General features: G+C 62.2%; 11 protein-coding genes. 4 read left to right on the top strand and 7 right to left on the bottom strand.

Annotation, left to right across the window (positions count from 1 at the left end; all coding sequences use genetic code 11):
* The first annotated feature begins 140 nt into the window (after nt 1–140).
* Nucleotides 141–1,217: a PDDEXK family nuclease gene (locus tag IG75_RS0131310; protein ID WP_030524951.1), complete on the top strand. Its 1,077-nt coding sequence runs from the start codon at nt 141–143 to the stop codon at nt 1,215–1,217.
* A 101-nt stretch (nt 1,218–1,318) separates the two neighbouring features.
* On the top strand, nt 1,319–1,963 hold the full coding sequence (locus IG75_RS39415; RefSeq protein ID WP_156059290.1) for a uracil-DNA glycosylase family protein: 645 nt from the start codon (nt 1,319–1,321) through the stop codon (nt 1,961–1,963).
* A gap of 17 nt (nt 1,964–1,980) precedes the next feature.
* Here the strand turns inward: IG75_RS39415 and IG75_RS0131300 are convergent, their stop codons facing one another.
* The 3 genes from IG75_RS0131300 to IG75_RS0131280 all read right to left on the bottom strand — a co-directional run bounded on the left by IG75_RS0131300 (nt 1,981) and on the right by IG75_RS0131280 (nt 5,339).
* Nucleotides 1,981–3,981 carry a hypothetical protein gene (locus tag IG75_RS0131300; RefSeq protein ID WP_156059288.1) on the bottom strand — a complete coding sequence of 667 codons (2,001 nt, stop codon included), beginning with the start codon at nt 3,979–3,981 and terminating at the stop codon, nt 1,981–1,983.
* Between the two features lie 619 nt (nt 3,982–4,600).
* A complete protein-coding gene (locus IG75_RS0131285) occupies nt 4,601–4,924 on the bottom strand; it encodes a hypothetical protein (protein ID WP_030524947.1) in 324 nt (107 codons plus the stop codon).
* A gap of 67 nt (nt 4,925–4,991) precedes the next feature.
* Entirely contained in the window at nt 4,992–5,339 is a 348-nt protein-coding gene (locus IG75_RS0131280; RefSeq protein WP_156059286.1) for a hypothetical protein, read from the bottom strand.
* A gap of 368 nt (nt 5,340–5,707) precedes the next feature.
* On the opposite strand from IG75_RS0131280, the gene IG75_RS39410 reads away from it, so the two are divergent.
* Nucleotides 5,708–6,976: a helix-turn-helix domain-containing protein gene (locus IG75_RS39410; protein WP_156059284.1), complete on the top strand. Its 1,269-nt coding sequence runs from the start codon at nt 5,708–5,710 to the stop codon at nt 6,974–6,976.
* A 26-nt stretch (nt 6,977–7,002) separates the two neighbouring features.
* A complete protein-coding gene (locus tag IG75_RS0131265; RefSeq protein ID WP_030524944.1) occupies nt 7,003–7,551 on the top strand; it encodes an NUDIX domain-containing protein in 549 nt (182 codons plus the stop codon).
* Between the two features lie 516 nt (nt 7,552–8,067).
* On the opposite strand, the gene IG75_RS39405 is transcribed toward IG75_RS0131265, so the two are convergent.
* From IG75_RS39405 to IG75_RS0131245, 4 genes are all read right to left on the bottom strand, one after another.
* Nucleotides 8,068–9,198 carry a hypothetical protein gene (locus IG75_RS39405; protein WP_156059282.1) on the bottom strand — a complete coding sequence of 377 codons (1,131 nt, stop codon included), beginning with the start codon at nt 9,196–9,198 and terminating at the stop codon, nt 8,068–8,070.
* Nucleotides 9,199–9,256: 58 nt separating this feature from the next.
* Nucleotides 9,257–11,242, bottom strand: a complete 1,986-nt coding sequence (locus tag IG75_RS39400) for a hypothetical protein (protein WP_156059280.1) — start codon at nt 11,240–11,242, stop codon at nt 9,257–9,259.
* Between the two features lie 79 nt (nt 11,243–11,321).
* Nucleotides 11,322–15,914, bottom strand: coding sequence for an Eco57I restriction-modification methylase domain-containing protein (locus tag IG75_RS0131250; RefSeq protein ID WP_030524942.1), 4,593 nt, complete (start codon nt 15,912–15,914; stop codon nt 11,322–11,324).
* Nucleotides 15,915–15,916: 2 nt separating this feature from the next.
* Nucleotides 15,917–18,802 (bottom strand): helicase-related protein, encoded by a 2,886-nt coding sequence (locus IG75_RS0131245; RefSeq protein WP_030524941.1) that lies wholly within the window; start codon nt 18,800–18,802, stop codon nt 15,917–15,919.
* Between the last annotated feature and the right edge of the window lie 66 nt (nt 18,803–18,868).

Below are 18,868 nucleotides of genomic sequence, written 5' to 3'. Positions count from 1 at the left end.
GTGCCCAGCACTGACCACCGATCTTTTCGCAACAGGTCCAGATTGCGTTACACGTCACGTTTCCCATGCGTATCTCACTCAGGACAGTTCATCAGCGGATCGCCTCCTCGATGTCGGGGGTTTCGGTATGGTCCCGGCTCATGCACGTGAAGTTCGGGCTGTGGCGGCTGGACGGTGGAGATGTTCGCCCGGTTGCATCGAGTGCAATCGCGTCGGAAGACCGGCTGGAGGAAATTCTGGAGAACCGCTCGGAGATCCTGGGCTCCGGCACCCTCCTGATCATCGGCCGCCAGGTTGTCACCGACTACGGCAAGCGGGTCGATCTGCTCGCGATGGACGCGCTGGGCGATCTACATGTCATCGAGTTGAAGAAGGACAAGACGCCGCGAGACGTGGTCGCGCAGGCGCTCGAGTACGGGTTCTGGGTGCAAGGTCTGTCGTACGACGCTATCCGTGACCTCTATGGAAAGCACCATCAGGGGCAGGACTTCGACTCCGCGTTCACGGATCACTTCGAAACCGATGTGCCGGAGACGTTGAACTCTGCCCACTACCTGGTCATCGTGGCGACCGGCATGGATACAAGCACGGCTCAGATCGTGGAGTATGTCCGTGGCTACGGTGTGCCGATCAATGTGCTGTTCTTCCAGTACCTGCGCGACGACAACCGGGAATACCTGGCACGGTCGTGGCTCAGCAACCCAGATATCGAGTCCGCTTCCAGTGGAACCGGAGCAAAGAAGCAGCCTCCGTGGAACGGGCTCGACTACTATGTCGCCGTCGGCGAGAGCAGGCACCGCAACTGGGACGACATGCGTGCATACGGATTCGTGTCGGCGGGACACGGCGACAAGTACCGCAAAGCGATGATGAACCTGTCTCCGGGCGCCCGGGTGTGGGCCGCGATTCCGTCGACCGGATATGTCGGTGTCGGCGAGGTCGAGGCGACCGCGGTGCCCGTCACGGAATTCGAGGTCCAGGTCGACGGCCGGACGATACCGATACTCCAGGCGCCACTGCGAGCCGCTGAAATGGACGAGGATGCGGATGACCCCGCGCTCAGTGAGTACCTCGTTCGTATCCGATGGATCGACGCTCGTAAACGCACACAGGCGGTATGGGTGAAGGGAATGTATGCCAACCAGAACGTGGTCACCAAGTTGAGACACCCATTCACGCTGCAGCGTCTCGCCGAGGCTTTCGAGGTCGGCGAGTGAACGGATGGGCGCGGAAGCACGGGGATCTCGGTGCCGCCGCAGGGCGTATCCGTGCGGCTGCGGTGTCACAGGCAGCTGCAGGTCGGCGATTTATCGGGAGCGTGCTGGGTCAGCTCCGGCCGTGGCATTCCCTGCGCGAGCACCAGTGGGATGATCACGTAGCCGACCTGAATCGGTTCGTCGATTCATTGCGTTCAAAGCAAAACGGTTTCGTTCCGTATGTGTCGCCCGAGTTCGGAGGGCGCGAGGCACGGGTACTACTGCTGAATCTGTCTCCAGGTAAGGGAACCGACCCGGCGCAGGGTGGATCCGGATTCCTGTCGCTCCGCAACCCCGACGGCGCTGCTGAACGTCTCGGTGAAGGGATCGTGGCAGCAGGACTTCCAGCAGACAACTGCGTGGCTTGGAAGATCTATCCGTGGTATATGCGTGGTCTGTCCGACAAGCCCGCTACCGAGCGGCGTAATCACATGGCAGTGGGATTCCCGCTTCTACGGGACTTGTTCGACCTTCTGCCGGAGTTGCGGGTGGTCGTCGCGTTCGGTGAAGACGCCAAAGAGGGTTGGGACGGATTCCGCCGAATGTATCCGACGACGGCGAAACGAGTCCGAATGCTCGGCAACCGCAGTACGGCCGACAGGGCCTATATCACGCGATCCCAGGCTCAGATCGAGCAGTGGCGGTCGGAGCTGATCGACACGCTGGAGCTGGCTAAAAAGCATGCGGCAGGACCGAAGCGAGGGTAGGCGTAACGCCGCAAGCATTACTGCCGGTAGCGAGCTCGTAGCCGGAGCCGAAGTAGTTCGGCAGCGGTGTAGACGCCGACGGCGGCCTGTTTGGCGTGCGTCAGAACCGATTCGGCGAATCGGCCGGCTCGGGTGGGAAGCGGCGCGGCGGGTACGACCTGAATCCGGGGAGTGAGGTCATCAGCGACAGTGGTCGCGGTGATCAGCAGGGCCGCGGCACGAAGCACCAGCGCCGCGTCGGTGGGAGTGACCACATCGAGGTGGCCGTGGGCGTAGTCGTTGCGCAAATTGCGTCCCACCGGGCCGAGTAACAGCCAGCGCAGGAAGTAGGCCCAGTCCTCGTCGAGCGCGACCTTCTCGAGGGCTTGTAGCAGCGGGTGCAGCTGGATGTGGCCGCCGGGTTTCACTTCTGAGATCTGCACCTTGAAGGTGGGTTCGTCGAGTTCACGCAGTAACGTGCGAGCAGCGGTCTCGATCTTGGGGATCACTACCGCCACGGCGGCTTCGTAGTCACCGGCCCAGAAGTAGCCGAGGCCCTTGGCCAGGCTGCGGGCGAGGCGCGGATCGAGTGCGCCGAGATCGAGCAGTACTGTGGTGAGTTCTTCGTGCTCGGGGATGCCGTAGCGTTGCGCGATACGGCACAGTGCTTCGGCCATCAACGCTCCCTGCTGGTTGGCACAGATCTGGGCGGTCCTTGCCAGGTCGTGCAGGTCCTGCAGCTCGTCGCTGCTCAGGGTTGTCCGCGGGAGTCCTTTGTCCAGCAGCACGGTGGGTAGCAGACGCGACAGAGTCTTGTCGAGCCCTGCGGTTATGGCTCGGTTCTGGGCCACGCTCCCGGTCGGCGCGCAGGGATCGGTGCAAAACAGTGCCACGCCGGTGTGCCAGGTCGATGCCTGGGTGTAAGGGTCGAGCGCGGACTCCGGTATCCAGGCCGGGATGGGAATCGACGTGGAGACGACTTGCATACCGAGATCAGCGGGGTCGATGTCCTGCATCAGGGCGGTGATGCGGTCGGCCTCGGCTAACTGGCCGCGCTTGGTCGCCGCCTTGGCAGCACGTTCGAGGAAGTGCAGTCGGACCGCGGGGTGCGGGGCGTCATCGGCGCGGCGGCAGTATCCGCGAATCTCGTCGAGATCGACCGCGGCGCGTTCCTCGGTGCTGGCGTTGGAGTCTAGGAGGCGGCGCCGCAGTCGAGCCGTTTCCTCAATGAGATGGTCGTGTGTTTCGCTGACTGCCAGTGTGCTCAGCACTGCGCTGGCGTGGACACTTTGCTTGCGCGCGCGGGAGGTGTCGCGCGGGGTGCGGCACAGCACCTGCAGCAGGGGATAGACCGCGCCAGGCTTTTGCCGATACTCGCCCTGCATGAGGGTATCGATGCGACGAGTCATCATTTCCAGCGCGGTGTTCTCGAGGGCCTGGTCCTTGAGCTGGCGCGCCAGAGACCATCCCCGCAGCAGGTGGACAGTGGCGTGATAGTCGAAATCGCCTGCGGCCACTGCGTCGAAGTAGGCCTGCGCCGCGCGACGGGCGTAGTCACCCGGACGGGGTGCTCGCCGGGCGAACAGCAGTTCACCGAGCCGCGCTATGGCGGCGGGCACGGACACCTTGTCGATCAACGCGGTCCAAAACGCAAGTTCGTCGGCGCTGGCCGCGCTGGCGGCGCCGAAGCCGAACCCGGCGGCAGTGTGCAGTTCGGCCCCGGGTGTGTTTTTCGGTTCCATCCGCAGCGGCCGGGCGGCGATCTGCCCGAGAACACGCTGGCACGAATCAGGAAGTGTGACGTCGAGTTCTTTCACGGTCTTCTCTACCGCACCCCACGCCTCCCACCCGCTGCGCAGCGTGGCGAAGACTTCATCGAGCACACGCGCTGAGGGTTCGACGTGGGAAGGATCGAACACGTAGGGCTGCGGCGGTGCGGGCTGATCGTCAGGATCGATGTCCACCGGCGTCCCCGGTTCGGCGGTGTTCGAAGCAGCGTCATCGAGCGCTTCCGCGTCACCGGAGATCTCGTCGGTCATGAATTCCATTGTCGCGCCGTAGTCCAGCGATTATCTGCTCCGGCGAACGAAGTCGAGGCGGCAGAGGTGGTCGGCCGGCCGCCGTGCCGCTGCCAGTCCGGTTCGCCGGGCGGCCCCGGCCATCGACAGGGCGACCCGGCGAGCCAATACCTTCGGAAAATCGCGTTCCCTACTGAGCAGGAACAGTTGAGTCCACCGCTGATCGGCGCGGAACATCGGAAGATGGTCGGACGCGGGATCGGCATGGCCGATACCAACGCGAGTCCGGTTGTCTGCAGCCGCACCGAGCAGGATGACGGTTGCACACTTGTTTAACTCCTCGAAGCCCCCCGGCCGCCACGTCGGCTCGCGGTCTGGCGAGAACGTACCCATCCCATCCGGCGCGACTGAGAATCCTGATGCCGTGGGGATCCCCGTGCGGGAGATGGACCTGCACAGTGCAACCACGGGAACTGCTCCGCATGAGTCCGACCCTAATGCGCATCGCAGCAGAAGTAATGCGGATGCTGAACGTGCAGACCTTGGGTGGCTCATGGCTTGTCGCGGCGTTCGGGCAGCGCCACCGCCAGGATCAGCACGGCGAGTGGCAGGCCGATCGCGATGACGAATCCGAGCGTGATCACTGTTCGGCCCTCGTTTGTGCGGTGGGCGCCGACCCGAGGGCATATTGCTGTGTCGCGGTGATCAGGTCGGCGGCTTGGGTGACCACCCACCACGGGGCGCGGGGCTCGAGGGCGCCGAGGTGGGGGATCACGACCGCGTCCGCGGCGTGCTCCAGGGCGTACTGGATGGCGATCAGTGCGGCCAGGACGGCGGCGGCATCTGTGTGGACGGTGTAGACGATGTTCAGCCGGTGTCGCCGCGTCAGTGCTTCATAGGTGGCGGGGTCGTGGGTGCTGTGCAGGAGGGCAACCGCCCGTGTCGGAGGGTCCGGTTCCGTCACAGTGCTTGCCCCTCCACGATTCGACATGGATGTACTGGGATCGGGTCGCACGCCCTCGGTCCGGCGGTCACTGTTGGGCCTCGATGTACTGTGCCGCGAGCCGGAACCGGGGGCAGTCGTGTTTGGCGTGGTCGGCCATCAGGTGGATGGCGTGTGCTCGCCCGCGGATGGGGTCGGTATTTTTGCAGGCTGCCGGGTGGTCGAGATGGCGGAGGCCGGTGGCGACGCGCTCGAGAAGGTCGCGGTTGCGGGTGTGCCAAAGTCGTAAGGTGGCCGCCATCGACTGGTTGTGCGCGCGTCTGGTGGGTAGCTGCGGTCGTTCCTGACGGTTCTGCTGGGCGAACGATTCGTTTGCGGCCGGGTCTTGCTCGCTGTGCAGCAAAGCAACGGTCAGCCTCGGTCGGTGGAGGTCCATTCGTACTCCTTTGCGCTCGGATGGCTCTCACCTTCTCCGCCGCGCCGCAGCCGCCATATGCCCGAATGGTTATGGGGATTGCGGATCGGGTTATATCCCCAGTTCAGATCGCCAGGCTTGTCTAGACTCAGCGGACCGGCAGCGCTCATACATACATTCATCGGGATTCAGGGGGAAAAATGGGAACGACCGCAGGCCGTCGCCGACAGTGCTGCCGTTCGTGTCGTCGGCCGCTGGCCGCCGACAATTCCACTGAATTGTGCGGCCCCTGTACAACTGCAGCCCGCAGCCGTCTCTCGGAACCGCCGACGCTCTCACTGGGGTTCTGGGACCATCCACCGCTCAAACGGGCACTGACCGACAGACATATGGGCAAGATCATCGCGGCTTACCGCCGCCACCCCGACCATGGGCCCGTCGTACGTCAAGCCGATGTTGCGCGCTGGGCTGGGATCAGCCAGGTGCGCGTCAGTCGTATCGAGAATGGTCCGCCGATCCGGCAGATGGACAGCCTTGTCTTCTGGGCTAAGCTTCTCGGCGTTCCGCATCAACTGCTGTGGTTCCAGATGCCCGGCCACACCCACTTGATGTTCGTGCCATCGCTTGCTGCGGCAAATTCTCCGACTGCTGGACCGTTTCGGTTGTTGCGCTTGGATGCGGGCCTTCCGCCAGCAGATCGTGATATGGCGGTCGTCGAGTCCTTGCGTTCAGCGGATCGCACGATGGGCGGGGGCCACCTCTACCGCGAACTGACCCGCTACCTCACAACCGACCTCGGGCCACGCTTATTCTTCGGCGATGCCGATCCCGCGTTGTTCGTCGTTGCCGCTGGACTGATCGAGATGTCCGGGTGGATGGCGCACGACGCAGGTCACGACGAATTGGCTCATCGTCAATTCACGCGAGCCCGTGAATTCGCCAAGCTCGGTCCCGATCGGCAGTTGCCGGTGCACATCCACACCAGTCTCAGCCATCTCGGTCTACACCGTGGTCAACCCAAGCGCGCGATCCAACACGCATACGAGGCGGAATCTGCCCTATCGAAAGCGCCGGCCAACCCCGAACTCAAAGCCCGGTTGTTCGCGATGCAGGCCCGCGGGTTCGCGGCCATCGGCGAAGCTCGCCGATCCCGTGCCATGCTCCAACGTGCGGCGGACTCGCTCGATGCTGCTACCGCGTATCCGCTCTCGCCGTGGGTCAGCCGATTCGATCACGGCAGTCTCGCAACCGAAGCTGCCCGATGCGCTCGGAATCTGGGCGAACGGGCTCGCGCCGCCGAATGCGCACAGCGCGCTACCGACCTCCGGTCACCCGAGCGGGCACGCGCTCGCGCTCTCTCTCAGCTGACGCTGGCGGTAATACTTGCCGACCAGGGGCATCCGGAACATGCTTGCACGATTGCGACTGGGGTCATCGCCGCAACCACCGACTTGGCTTCTCATGTCGTAGTCCGCCATCTCAAGGATCTACGTGACCGCCTCCAGCCTTACCGCACTTGTCCGGCGGTCATAGCCTTTCTCGACCATCTGGGTGAAACCATCCGCTCCCGGACCTGGATTCCTGCCATGGTGATCAACCCACCGGACGGGCTTACCGCGGGGGATGCGACGCCGGCCATATTTCGATCGGATGACTGAGCGGAAGCGAGCGAAAAAGTGGTGTCATGGGTGCTGTGGAGAAACCTCTGTACGAACGTGACCCTGATGCCTACGCGGCGCACATCGCCGAAGGCAATGCCAAGCTTCCCCGGAAGCTGGTCAGTGCCGACGTACTCCTGTTCGACCAGCAGGGACGGGTCCTGCTCGTCGATCCGAACTACAAGCCAGGGTGGGACCTGCCCGGCGGCAATGTCGAGGCCAACGAACCGCCGGCTACCGGAGCTCTACGCGAAGTACGCGAGGAACTCGGACTCGAATTGTCGGCGGACGAATTGGAACTACTGTGCGTGGACTGGGTGTCGCCACACAGTAGGTGGGACGACTGGTTGAAATTCATCTTCGGCGGACCTCAGCTGACAGAGAGCCAGATCGCGCGCCTCCAGATCGGTGACGACGAAGTCGCCGCTTTCGAATTCTGCTCTCCGAGCCTGGCCGAGCAGCGCATAGGCAACGCGCTCTGGGCTCGGGTCGACGCCGCTCTTCGCGCCCGTCAAATGGGTAGGGCCGCGTACCTCCACGACGGCAATTCTGCACTGAGTGGGCCGACTGCCTAAAAAGTCCTATCGTGCCTCTCGATTCGGATCCTGGGGCTTTCGGATACTCTCTGGCCGGCGAGGAATTCGACTTGGTAGCGGAGCCCGCCAATGAGAAGCCACAGTCGGGCGCCGAGGTGTGTGAGCAGGCCGAGGGTCAGTGATAGAAGTGCTATCCGTGCTGAACCGGTTGTAACTATTAGCTGAACGACGAGTAAGCCAGTCACTGCGACTGATACATAGGTGGCTGAAAAGACGCTTCGCGCGAAAGTATACAATGGTTTTATTGGGTCTACGCCAATCCACGGTTGCTCATCGATTCCAGAGAGGTCCTTGATCCTGTTGAGGCAGAGCGTGCAGAGTCCAAAAAGCGCACCCGATATGATCGATGCGCCTGACAAGAGTTGGTGGGTCTGGAAATTTGGTGGTCTGGCGGCTGTGTATCCAGTAATCAGCAAGGGGATTATCACACTTGCCGCAAACCTGGTAAACGTGAATTTTCCGTCCGGAATACGACGCATTCCATAGATGGATGAATCATACGTAAGCCGGATCCTCCTGCCGAGGTTCGCTACTTTGTCTCGGAGTATCACTGATCTCGACCTCCATCGATATCGCCGTCTCCGGGTGGCTCCAGTCTCCCGAGTGCCAACCCGGCGGTAGAGCAACCCCACCCGAACGTGCCAAGTCTCCCACGGCGGTACGACAATCACGGATGAACCGATCCTGGCTAGGTCTAGTAAGTGATGTGTCATCCATGACGTAAGACTGCTGAGGATCTAACCCCTCGAACACGATCGTGCGGCTGGCACCGTCCGCGGTCAGCACTGTTGCCTTGATCTCCGCAATTTCATCGCGTAAGCGGATTTCGTACCGCGGGTCGGAAAGGTCGTCGACTTCAAGTGGCGCGTCAATCTGCCGGACGCCTTCGGGTGTTTGAATGCCGGTATACCGGCGACGAAACTGGCGAAGTATTCGGCCGGAGCGTGGGCCACCCGTCGTAGCCCAGGTTTCCCTAGTCTGTTTGGTCATGCCCCGCTCGAAGCCTGCCGCCTGGGTAGTTGCCGACGGAATGCTGGCACTTCGGAATGCAACCTCAAACCCGACGAGTCGGTCATCGTCAAGGGCGTTTTCAATCTGGCTCCAAAGGGATGCCTCTCGGACAGTTGAGAGTCGGAGCCTATAGCCGTGATAAGCTGACGCGAACTGCTGAGAAAGCTCCTTTCTCCATTCTGAAGGCAACGTGTATCGTCCGTTCTTCTCAATCAACAACCATGCTTGGTTGGAATTGCTAGGCACCACCGCGTAAACCCAATATGGCTCCCATTCGACACCCGAGCGCTCACGGAATTGCTTCTCGCTATCCTTAGTTAGCTTGATAGAGCTTGCTCTGCCGGATTCACCGCCCTCCATCTGCCAGCAAATCGTGCGGCCCTGACGGCGAACGGTCGATGGAAGTCCGAAGTGCCGTTCATCTCTTTCGATGAGCTTATCTTGCGGCAGGGCTTCGATGAATGAACTTATTACATGAAGTAGGTCGGCGCCGTTTCCGTTGAAATTTCCGACGTAGGGTTCACGATCGATACTGTTAGGTTTGAATACCCTACGGTCGAATTCGACCCGCATTCCGTACGGAAGGATTCTTCGGTCGGATCCCCATTTGCTCACGCTGCCTCCTTGTGAGTGGTTTGTTTGAGTGGCTTCAATGCGATAACTGGAAATAGGTTTAGTTCGTTTTAGTGTTCTTGAGGTGGCGTCCGATGTAGCCGATGTAGATTTTTCGGTCCTGGGACCATCGATCTAGGTAATGCATACGCGGGCTGATCGTGCCGTTTGTGCCGATCTTGAAGTGGGCTTCCATTTCAATTTTTCCTGTGGGCGATACTTTCCGTGGTACAGAAAATCGCCGTTGATCACCCCATTGCTGCATAGTGGCTCCAGTTTCCCTGCGGCCATGTTTCTTTGCCGAGATGGCTCGGTAGCCATCAGGAGGTTGCATGAGGTAGTCGTGAACACCTTTGGACCAGGCATCGTCATTGCGGGCACGCATATATCCCCGCAGTGCCAGCACCGCTTCCCAGCAGGTGCGGGCAGACGTGCAGAGTGGATCGTGGTCTGCCAAAGAACGGCATTCCTCCGGGTCGCCGGTGAAAATAATTCCCTCGTCTTTAAGGTCGCTCAGGAATTTCAGGAGTTCGTGATAGTCATTCGGGTATTCGGTGATTTCCGATTCGGGTGTGAGCGAATTGGCTACCTCGAAGGCCTTGACTTCCCGGAGCTTGCCTCGCAACCAGCGGGTCTCGTCGGAGAGGCGTTGCCGATCCTCCTGCGCCTCGCCTGCTTCGAGCTGCCACGCTTGAACTTCCTCATGCAGGACGGCGAGCTCATCTCTGAGCTCGTCGATCTCTTCCTGCTTCTGGTTCACCAACTGCACGGCGACCCCGCGCAGGGCGTCCGGATCTGTGTGTTGCTCAGCCCTCTGCTTGATCAACTCGAGCTGTGCGCGGTCAATACTCGTTACGCCTAGTACTTCCATCACGAGGCTCAGGGCTTGTTGCGTGGCGCGATCAGCTACTTGCGCCGGAGTGATGGTGTTGGCCGGTGTCTGTTCTGGATGGCGTGGAGAAAGAGCGGTCGTTTCGGTTTCGGTAGTCCTGGAAGCAACGTCGAGTGGCGTTGAGGTGTCCGGAACCTCCAGGCGTTGCGGAGCCGTAGCTTCCGGTGAATCAAGGCCTTCGATTGGCCCAGCCCGCTTCTCCGCCTCTGGCTTCGGAAGCAGACTTGTCAGTGCTTCATTGTTCTCGACTCGGTTGAGCGTCCGGACATGCTTCAAAATGTCCGGCGGCAGTCTGCGTTGCATCGCATGCCGGCGAGCGGTCCGGCCGATTATTCGTTGTAGCGCATGCGTCGATAGATCGGCGAGCGGTCCGGTTCCGAGGTACCGGTGCTGGCGGTGGTTTCCTGGTTCTGCTGGGTCGGCGCCCGGCATAAAGGTCCGGATGGTCCAGGGGGAAACGGCATGCTCATCGCCGAGAACATTGCGGAGTTCAGCGGTAGCGAGCGGGTCGAGGACAGCGACCTCGGCCTGTCCGACCACCTGCTGTGTCCACAACGCCACCTTCTCGTAGAACCGATCGAAATTCAGCCTCTCATCGGTACCCGCGACCACCATCAACCCGTGACGGTCGGGGTCGGTGATGCGCGCCGCGAGGTCCTCCACGCTGTGCGTACCAATTCGCGCAGGCTGCGGTGTCAACTGCAGCGATTCATCCGGTCGCACAGGCAGTAGATCGACAAGGCTCGTGACCACCCGGGGTGCCTGGACCCAATTTTTGCGGCTGTTACCGACCTCGAGAAGGAACCACCCGGTGCCGCCGAGAGACGGGGCGTAGGCGGAGAATTCGGTGGTCCAAGTACCGGTACCCGTCTTGTTCTCGGTGAGCCGGAATCGCAGGAGATCCGCGTTCCCGACCGAATGGCGGACAGTCGTCAATGTACGGTTGCCTTCGGCGTACGACCCGGTGGAGCCCAGATCGACTACCCATCTCTTCTGCCGCTCCAGCCAGTCCTCGAACTCCCTGGTGATGATCGACAGTGCCGATCCGTCCGCGTCGAAGTGGGCGAACGACCGGTAGGGTTGATTGTCGTCGTTGGGTCCTGAAGTGCGGGGCTTTCTGGCGAGAGCCAGTGGAGTCGGGGTCACTGAAATCACCTGTCGCGTAATTGGTTTGGCTGGCAAACAACTGTTACTCAAGATTCGAGACGGTGCAGAAAGAACGGTGAGATAGAGGCTAACCTTCGGAGGTTGCGGCGAGGTCGGAGAAGTGGGCGTGGGCTAGTTGCATGTCGTGTTCGCGGTCTACACCTTTGATGGGTTCCTCGTAGGTGATGCCGTCGACGGTTAGGTCGGAGGTGGGGAGGCCGCCCTTCTTGCGGTATTCGGAGGCGAGTTTGGTGGAGAGCTGGCGGCCGTTGGCGTCATAGAGGGCTTCGCGTTCGTACTTCTGTAGGACGGGGAATTGGGTTCTGTAGATGGTCAGGAGTTCGTCGGCGGTGATGCCGAGCATGACGGCGACGATTGCATCTATCTCGACGAGGGCCTTACGACGGTCGGCGTCGGTGCGTAGAGGCGTTTGCCAATTCCACTCGTGGGACACGTCGCCAAGCTCAGTCCTGACGGGCTGGTCTGGCCCGATCTGGGGTACCCATCCGTCTTCCCGCCACCTTGTATCGAAGAGTTCCTGCCAAAGGGGGGCGTGGTCACGGATTAGGCAGTTGAGTCGAAGTGTGCGGATGGTTAGGTGAGATTCCAATTTATGATTACGAATATGTGGGAGACGGCGAATGAAACTCTGATTCAATTCAGAGACACCCGCGGTTTTGACGAGAAAGTCCAATGGGATAGAGGACCACATTCCGCTTGCGACTGCAAGGTCGGCAATATCGGTAAATCCGGCGCTCAATACGGTATGTACATGGCACGGTCCTGGCGGAATTATTGCCGAGTGTAGCGTCCTAACGGTTCCAGAATCTGCCATTCTACGCCAGGCTAGCCGGAAGAAATTGGAACTCGCGCGCCCATTCCACTGCGGGTACTGTTCGATGTAATCAGAAAACGGCCGAGCCACCTGGTAATTAGTTCTGGGAATGAAGTCTTCTGGAACGTCGGAGAAACTTACAGAAGAGTAATCCTTTGGGCTGCGCATCGTTGGATTTGCTTGCTGGTAGATTGGGCAGCACAAAGTTATGTGAGGACCCTGTATTATCGCTTGGCCCCAGCTTTCGGGTACGGCTGACCGTATTTCGAAATTGCCTGATTTTCGGTCGGATGTTTCATTCCACCCATTCGTCCAGATAAATTCAATACCGCCTAGTCGAGGCATGTTGGACAGCTTCTTAAGCACAGTTGAACTTGCACGATTCAATGGGTAGAGCATGCGGGCCTCGAGCTGAGGTGTCCCTGGCTCGTCGACCAGTGCACCCCACCTCGAAAGTTCATTCTCACTAACAACAAGGATCCGTTGGGCATGCGGGCGTAGATCCCAATTGCCTTCCGGGTCCTTGGCGCCAGGTGCCGGTCCGCTTCCATCATGAAGTATTGAGCGCGCAACAATGTCAGGGTGATAGAGCGTCGATGCCTGCAAGAAGTTGACTTCTGAGATGTCGCCGTAGACATGCACTCCGTATTGGGTGCCATTGTCGATTTCCCTAAAAAGCTTTAGTTGATTTCTGAACTGCCAGTGCCGTCGTAACCTGCGGTAGGATTCCCGCCGCAGGGTATTCGCTCGGGCTTCGGTGAAGTGGCTCTCTGGATGGATCAGTGAGACGACGCCGCGAGACACCATAGAACGCCAGGTGCGCTCCATGAAGCATCGGTACATATCCGGACGAAGTCCTGTAAGAACCGGACGGTCGATGTTCGAGCCAAAGTGCTCGCTGTGCCCGGCTTGCTTCGCGCGTTCCTTCAAGAAGGCGTTCCGTGTGTTCGGCTGATTGAGTGCTTCCGCCATCTTTTCACGTTTAATTGCGTCGGCTGGCTTATGGGACAGCTGCCACCATGGATCAAAGTCAGCAAGTACCGCGGCCTCGTCCCAGTCCGGACGAACCCATGGTGGGTTACCGACTTGTAGGTCGAAGCCACCGCGCGCGAACACCACAGCGAAGTCTAGTTCCCAATGGTGAAACCCTTGTGCTTGAGCGATATCAGCTGCCACGCCCAGCCACGGAAAGTCACGGACGGCTGCGTCGATAGGTTTCGCTTGTGCGAACGTCTGGTCGGTGTCCTCCGCGGAATCCAGTTCGTACCAACTCAAATCTCCTGCGATGCTGGTCTGCCCATACTTCTCGAATTTTCCGGCTTTCGGCGCGATGCCGAGCACTGCTTCGAGCCCGCCGACCCACTGGTTCCAGTCCGGTGCGGCTACATCAGTGGTCACCGGCCAGGACCAGAGCGCGCACCAGGCGTCCATTACCCGGCGCAGTCGGCGATAGGCTCCATTCTCGTCGTTCAGGATCGCTTCGATCTGTTCTCGTTTGACCCCGGGGCCGGGTTCGACGGGTTCTCCGCCCCACAGGTGCAGGTCGCGGCGGATGGATTCCTCGGCGATGGTGAGCCGCCGCAGTGTCAGCTCCCACAGTGTTTCCACCCGCTGCGCAAGAGCCATCAGCCGACGAGCGATCTCCTTCGACGGCGTCTTGCGAATATCATTGCGCCACAGCCGGAGTTCTTCCCGTTTCTCCGGAGCGTAGGTTTTGGCTTCGGCGGTGTCCACCACCGCGCCCCAGCCGTCGGCGGGAAGGAGGAAGTGGTGGATGCCGGCGCCGACCTCCTGTCCCAGCGGGATGTCCGCGGGGACCGTTTTCAGCCATGCTTTTTTCGCGAGATGGGTCGGCTGGTAGACCGCCCGCCGGGCGCCGATGAGGGAGTTGCCGCGGCGCAGGTGCAAGCCGAACCAGGGAGCTTGGAGGCCGGCGACCATGGTGTCGAGCCAGAGGGAGATTTCGGCGAGTTCGACGGCGGTGGCGTTCAGGTCCACCCCGTACACCTGGTGTAGGGCGATATGTGCCTTCACCTTTTGCAGTTCCACCGGGTAGCGGTCGGGTTCGATTCGTTTGTCGAGGTCGTGCTGCTTGCGGGTCAAGTATTCGGCGGCGAGCTGTCGGACGGCTTCGATGGCGAATGCGCCTGAGCCGAGGGCGGGCTCGCAGATAGTGAGTTGGAGGATTTCTTCGGGAGTGGTGCGGGTGCCGTTCTGGTCGAGTAGTTCTTCTAGTGCTTGCGAGACGACGAACTTGGTGAGCACCTCGGGGGTGTAGTACGACGCCGACTGCTGGCGTTCGCGGCCGGCGAGGCGGAAGACGAAGGTGCCTTTGCGGTGGACGACCGGTTTCAGTTCGTGGGTGGTGGGGTCTTCGGCGCGGACGAAATCGGATTCGGAGAGGTGGTCGGCGCGGTCCACCGGCACCACCCAGGAACCCTTTTCCGGGTCGCCGTTCTTGGCGACCTCGTACAGGTCTTCTTCGGCGAAGAACCCGGTGTAGGACATCAGGCCCTCGTAGACCGCGCCGAGCTGGTTGATGCCGAGTTCGGCGTAGCTGATGAACCCCCGGTCTGCGCCCTTGCGGGACTTGCTCTCCTTGGTGAGCAGGAGGTGAGCGAGCACCTGCTGGGTCGCCTCGTTGCCGAGCCCTACCTCGTCGATGAGTGCGGTGGCCTTCGGCGAGAACAGGTCCGCCCGGAGGGGGTTGAACTGGAGGCCGGGTGCGGGGTCGTCGGTGATGTTCTCGCGGACCGCAGGCGTACGTCCCTGGTCGACCAGGTCGAAGAGTTTCTTCAGCGATTCGTACAGGTGCGTCCCGGTGCGGGCCCGGTGGGAAACCAGTTCGGTGAGGGTGAGTTCGCGGAGCCGGTCGAGACCATAACCCTCCTCGTACTCGGCAGCGCCCGTGGGCAGCACCTGCATTTCCGGGGACGCTTCCGCATACAGCAGGAACAGGATCCGATACAGGAACCGCAGCGAGTGTTTGGCGAGTTCGTTCGCGTCGACACCGTCCATCGACTCGCCCTTTTCGCGGCGCCGCCGGACCACCTCGTTGGCGATGATTTCGATGGAGAGCCGGATACCTTCGCGGAGGTCCTTGGACACCCCGACCGTGTGCTTGACCGAGTCTTCCAGCACCCCGGTCCACCAGATATTCCCGTCGGCGTCCGGTTTCAGTGATTGCACGCCGAAGATCGCGGCCGTCCGGTCGACCTCCCCGCCGCGGGCTTCGTGTTTGCGTTCGGCGACCACGAGGAGGTCGACGGCGAGGTAACGCCCCTCGGCCCAGCGTTCCATTTCGGCGAGCAGGTGCCATTGGCCGGCTTGGACGACGATGAAGGCGGGTGGGGTGTCGGAGCGGAAGGCGGCGGAGACGGCTTTCGACAGGGATTCGATGGGTTTGCCGTCTCCGGTGGCGGGGGTGATGAGGTGGCCGGTGTCGGGGGCGAGGAGGTCTTCGAGGGTGGCGGCCGGGTTGGCTTGGAGGAACAGGATGTCGGGGGTGCCGGCGAGTTGGGCGGCGGGGATGAGGAGGTCGGAGCCGGCGCGTTCGGTGGTGAAATCGGTGAGTTCGCCGGGGTAGCCGAAGACGGTGCGCAGGTGGGCGTGGGCTTTGGGGGCGGCGTCGGGGTTTTCGGTGAGGGCGGCGAGGGCGGTTTGCAGGTCGCGGGCGGCGGTGAGGAAGCGGCTGCGGACGGTGTCGCGGCCCTCCTTGGCTTCGGCGTCCCAGCCTTTGCGAAGTTCCATGACCTTGCCGTGGAACGACTCCTTCACCGAATCGGTGGTGAAGTAGTGTTCGCTGATCCAGTCCTCGCCGACGACGATGGAATCGAAGGAAGCCACGGTTACTGCTCCTGTTCGGGGACGATCACCAGCAGGGGGCGCACCAGTTGCTGGGTGGGGGCGAGGGATTCGGCGAGGCGCTGCTCCTCGGCGATCCGGCGGGACAGTTTGTCGACCTTGCTTTTCTGGCTGCCGAACAGTTCGAGTTGTTCGGCGGCGGAATACCAGCGGTCGGCGCGGCGGCGCCAGGCGGCGAGGCGTTCGGTGGCGGTGGCTTCCTGCTGGTCGAGGACGAGTTTCATCGACTCGCCGGCCTTCTCGACGGCGATCGGGATCAGCTCGCGTAACCGCTGGGGGTCTCCGAGGGCGCCGGGGTTGGCGGTGCCGGGGCGCAGGCCGGTGTCGGTGAGCAGGAAGTCGAGATCGAAGTGGGTGTTGACCAGGGCGAAGGATGGGCTGGTCGGATTCGGGAAGACGACGGTGGAGAAGACGCGGGAGACGAGCTGGCCGCGGCGGTTCATGAGGGTGCCCATGAGCAGGACGGTGGGGGCGTCGAGGGTGCCGCGGATGGCGAAGATCTGGTTGCGGCCTAGGGCGCTGAGGGCGCGGTCGCCGGCCCAGTCGAGGACGGGGTGCAGGGGGCCGAGGAAGTGGGCTTCGGGCCAGGTGGTGTTGTCGATGCCCTTGCCCTGTTTGGCGGTGCGGAGTTGGGCGTCGCCGACCTGGGTGGAGGTGGCGAGCTTGAGGCGTTCGAGGACGCGGCCGTGCTGGAGGTAGTTCTGCGGGAGCTGGATCAGGCGCTGGCGCAGGTCTTTCGGGGGGACGAGTTCGGCGATGCCGTGGTCGCGGTGGACGGTCCAGCCGACGCCGCCTTTATCGGGTGCGGCGTGGGGGACGTCGTTGAAGGCGGCGCGCAGGGCTTCGTCGAGGAAGGAGATGTCGTCGGGATACAGGCTCTGGCGGGGCTGCTCGGGTAGTTCGGGTGCCTCGTCGGCTTCGAGGTCCATCTGGGCGAAGAAGGCGTCGATATCGTCGCCGTCGAGTACGTCGTCGATGCTGCGGACCTGATCGTCGAGGGTGGTTTTGCGGGCCAGGACGTCGCGGATCGCGGACTCCTCCTCGCCGACACTGTGTTTGCCCATCAGGGAGGCGACATCGCCGAGGGTGGTGTGGGCCTGGTTCTCCTTCTCCAGCAGGCGGGACAGGACGCGGAGGTCGCCGGAGAATTCGGGATCGGACGGTTCCAGGATCAGCGAGGAGATCACGGGTGGGCGGCGCTGGCCGTAGCGGTCGATACGGCCGTTGCGCTGCTCGATGCGGATCAGGGACCAGGGGATGTCGTAGTGGATGAGGTGGTGGCATTGGGCGTGCAGGTTCACGCCCTCGGAGGCGACATCGCCGGTGACGAGGACGCGGAGGGGGGAGGTTTCGAGTTTGAAGCTGTCGACGATCTGCTGCTGTTCGATATCGGAGAGGCCGCCGTGCAGCATGGCGATGTTCTCCGGTTTCAGGCCTAGGGCGTCGGGGAGGGATTCGGTGAGCCACTTCAGGGTGGCGATGCGCTCGGCGAAGACCACGGCGCGCATATCGGACTTCGGGCCGACGCCGATCGCCCGCAGGCGTTGCACGAGTGCGGCCTGTTTACCGGCCGATTCGGTGAAAGCCTTGTCGTTGAGGTCGGCGAGGGTGTCGAGGGCGGTGAGTTCGGTGCGCTGCTCGGGGGTGTGCGGGCCGCCTTTTTCCTGCAGTTTGCGGCGGCGTTGGTCGATGGATTCGCGGAGCGCGGCGGGGGAGGAGAGGAACGCCTTCGCCAAGGTCCAGGGGAACAGGGATTTGGCTTCGCCGGAGTACGGGGAGGTGCCGGTACTCGGGTGCAGCCAGACCCGGGTGAGTTCGCGGGCGACCGCGTCCTCGGCGGGTGAGGGCTGGACCAGGCTGTGCACGGGGTCGGCGCGTTCGGCCCAATCGCTGCCCACCTCGGCGGCGACTTCGTCGTGATGGCGGTGGCGGCGGATCAGCAGGGTGGAGACGTCGTCCTTGCTGAACGAGCCGTCGGCGGCGACGGCGGTCGGGTCCAGGAGGCGGAGGAGTTCGGCGAAGGAATCCTCGCGGCCGTTGTGCGGGGTCGCCGAGGCGAGGATCAGGGCCTCGGTGTTCGGGGCCAGGACGCGGGCGAGTTCGTTGTTCTGGGTGCCGACGTTAGTGAGGTTGTGGGATTCGTCGATGACGACCGCGTCCCAGTGCTGGCGTTCCAGATGCGCTTTGTAGCGGGGGCTTTTGAGGGTGTCGATCGAGATGATCGCGCGCTTGTAGTAGGTGAAGGGGTTGCGGGTGGCGGGGAGCTTCTGGCGCACCTTCTGGATGCCGGCGGAATCGAGTCGCACGAACGGCAGGGCGAAACGACACCACAATTCGTGCTGCATCTGCTCGAGGACATGGCGGGGCGTGACGATGAGGATGCGTTCGCCGCGACCGCGCTGCACGAGCTCGGACAGGATCATGCCGATTTCGAGGGTCTTGCCCAGACCTACCGCGTCGGCCAGAAGGATCCGCGGGCGGATGAGGCGGGGGTCGAGGGCCTTGGCGACCGCGGCGCGCTGGTAGCCGAGGGAATCGGCGAGCATGCGGGTGGAGACGGTGAGCGTTTGGTCGCCGTAGGGGAAAGGGGTTTTGCGGAGCAGCGCTTCGAGCCAGAGTCGGGAGTCGCGGTAGCCGGAGGAACCGTCGGGGACGACCTCGGCATCGGCCGGGTTCAGGACTTCGATCTTGTCGAGGGCGGCGTAGAAGGTCGCGGTGGTATCCGCGACCAGTTCCGACAGGCCGCGCACTCGCAGCAGCCAGCCATCGGAGCCTTGCTCGGCGGAGGTCACCAGCCATTCCTCGTCGCGGACCACGACGATCGAGCCGGGGGCAACGCTGAGATCGTCACGCGGGTGCACGAGGGTCATCGAAGGTGCTCCTGGTTTGTGGACGGCCGAACGAATCAACTTAGTACCGCTTGCGGGACCTTATTT

This window comes from Nocardia rhamnosiphila NBRC 108938 (genome assembly GCF_000720425.1).
In the GTDB taxonomy this organism is placed as follows: domain Bacteria; phylum Actinomycetota; class Actinomycetes; order Mycobacteriales; family Mycobacteriaceae; genus Nocardia; species Nocardia rhamnosiphila.
This window is presented reverse-complemented; position numbering and strand designations above follow the sequence as displayed.

What these genes read in the sequence shown, in the direction of transcription:
- IG75_RS0131310 (WP_030524951.1), top strand. Translation starts at nt 141, where the DNA reads ATGCACGTGAAGTTCGGGCTGTGGCGGCTGGACGGTGGAGATGTTCGC.
- IG75_RS0131245 (WP_030524941.1), bottom strand. Translation starts at nt 18,802, where the DNA reads ATGACCCTCGTGCACCCGCGTGACGATCTCAGCGTTGCCCCCGGCTCG.
- IG75_RS39410 (WP_156059284.1), top strand. Translation starts at nt 5,708, where the DNA reads ATGGGCAAGATCATCGCGGCTTACCGCCGCCACCCCGACCATGGGCCC.
- IG75_RS0131265 (WP_030524944.1), top strand. Translation starts at nt 7,003, where the DNA reads ATGGGTGCTGTGGAGAAACCTCTGTACGAACGTGACCCTGATGCCTAC.
- IG75_RS0131280 (WP_156059286.1), bottom strand. Translation starts at nt 5,339, where the DNA reads ATGGACCTCCACCGACCGAGGCTGACCGTTGCTTTGCTGCACAGCGAG.
- IG75_RS0131300 (WP_156059288.1), bottom strand. Translation starts at nt 3,981, where the DNA reads ATGACCGACGAGATCTCCGGTGACGCGGAAGCGCTCGATGACGCTGCT.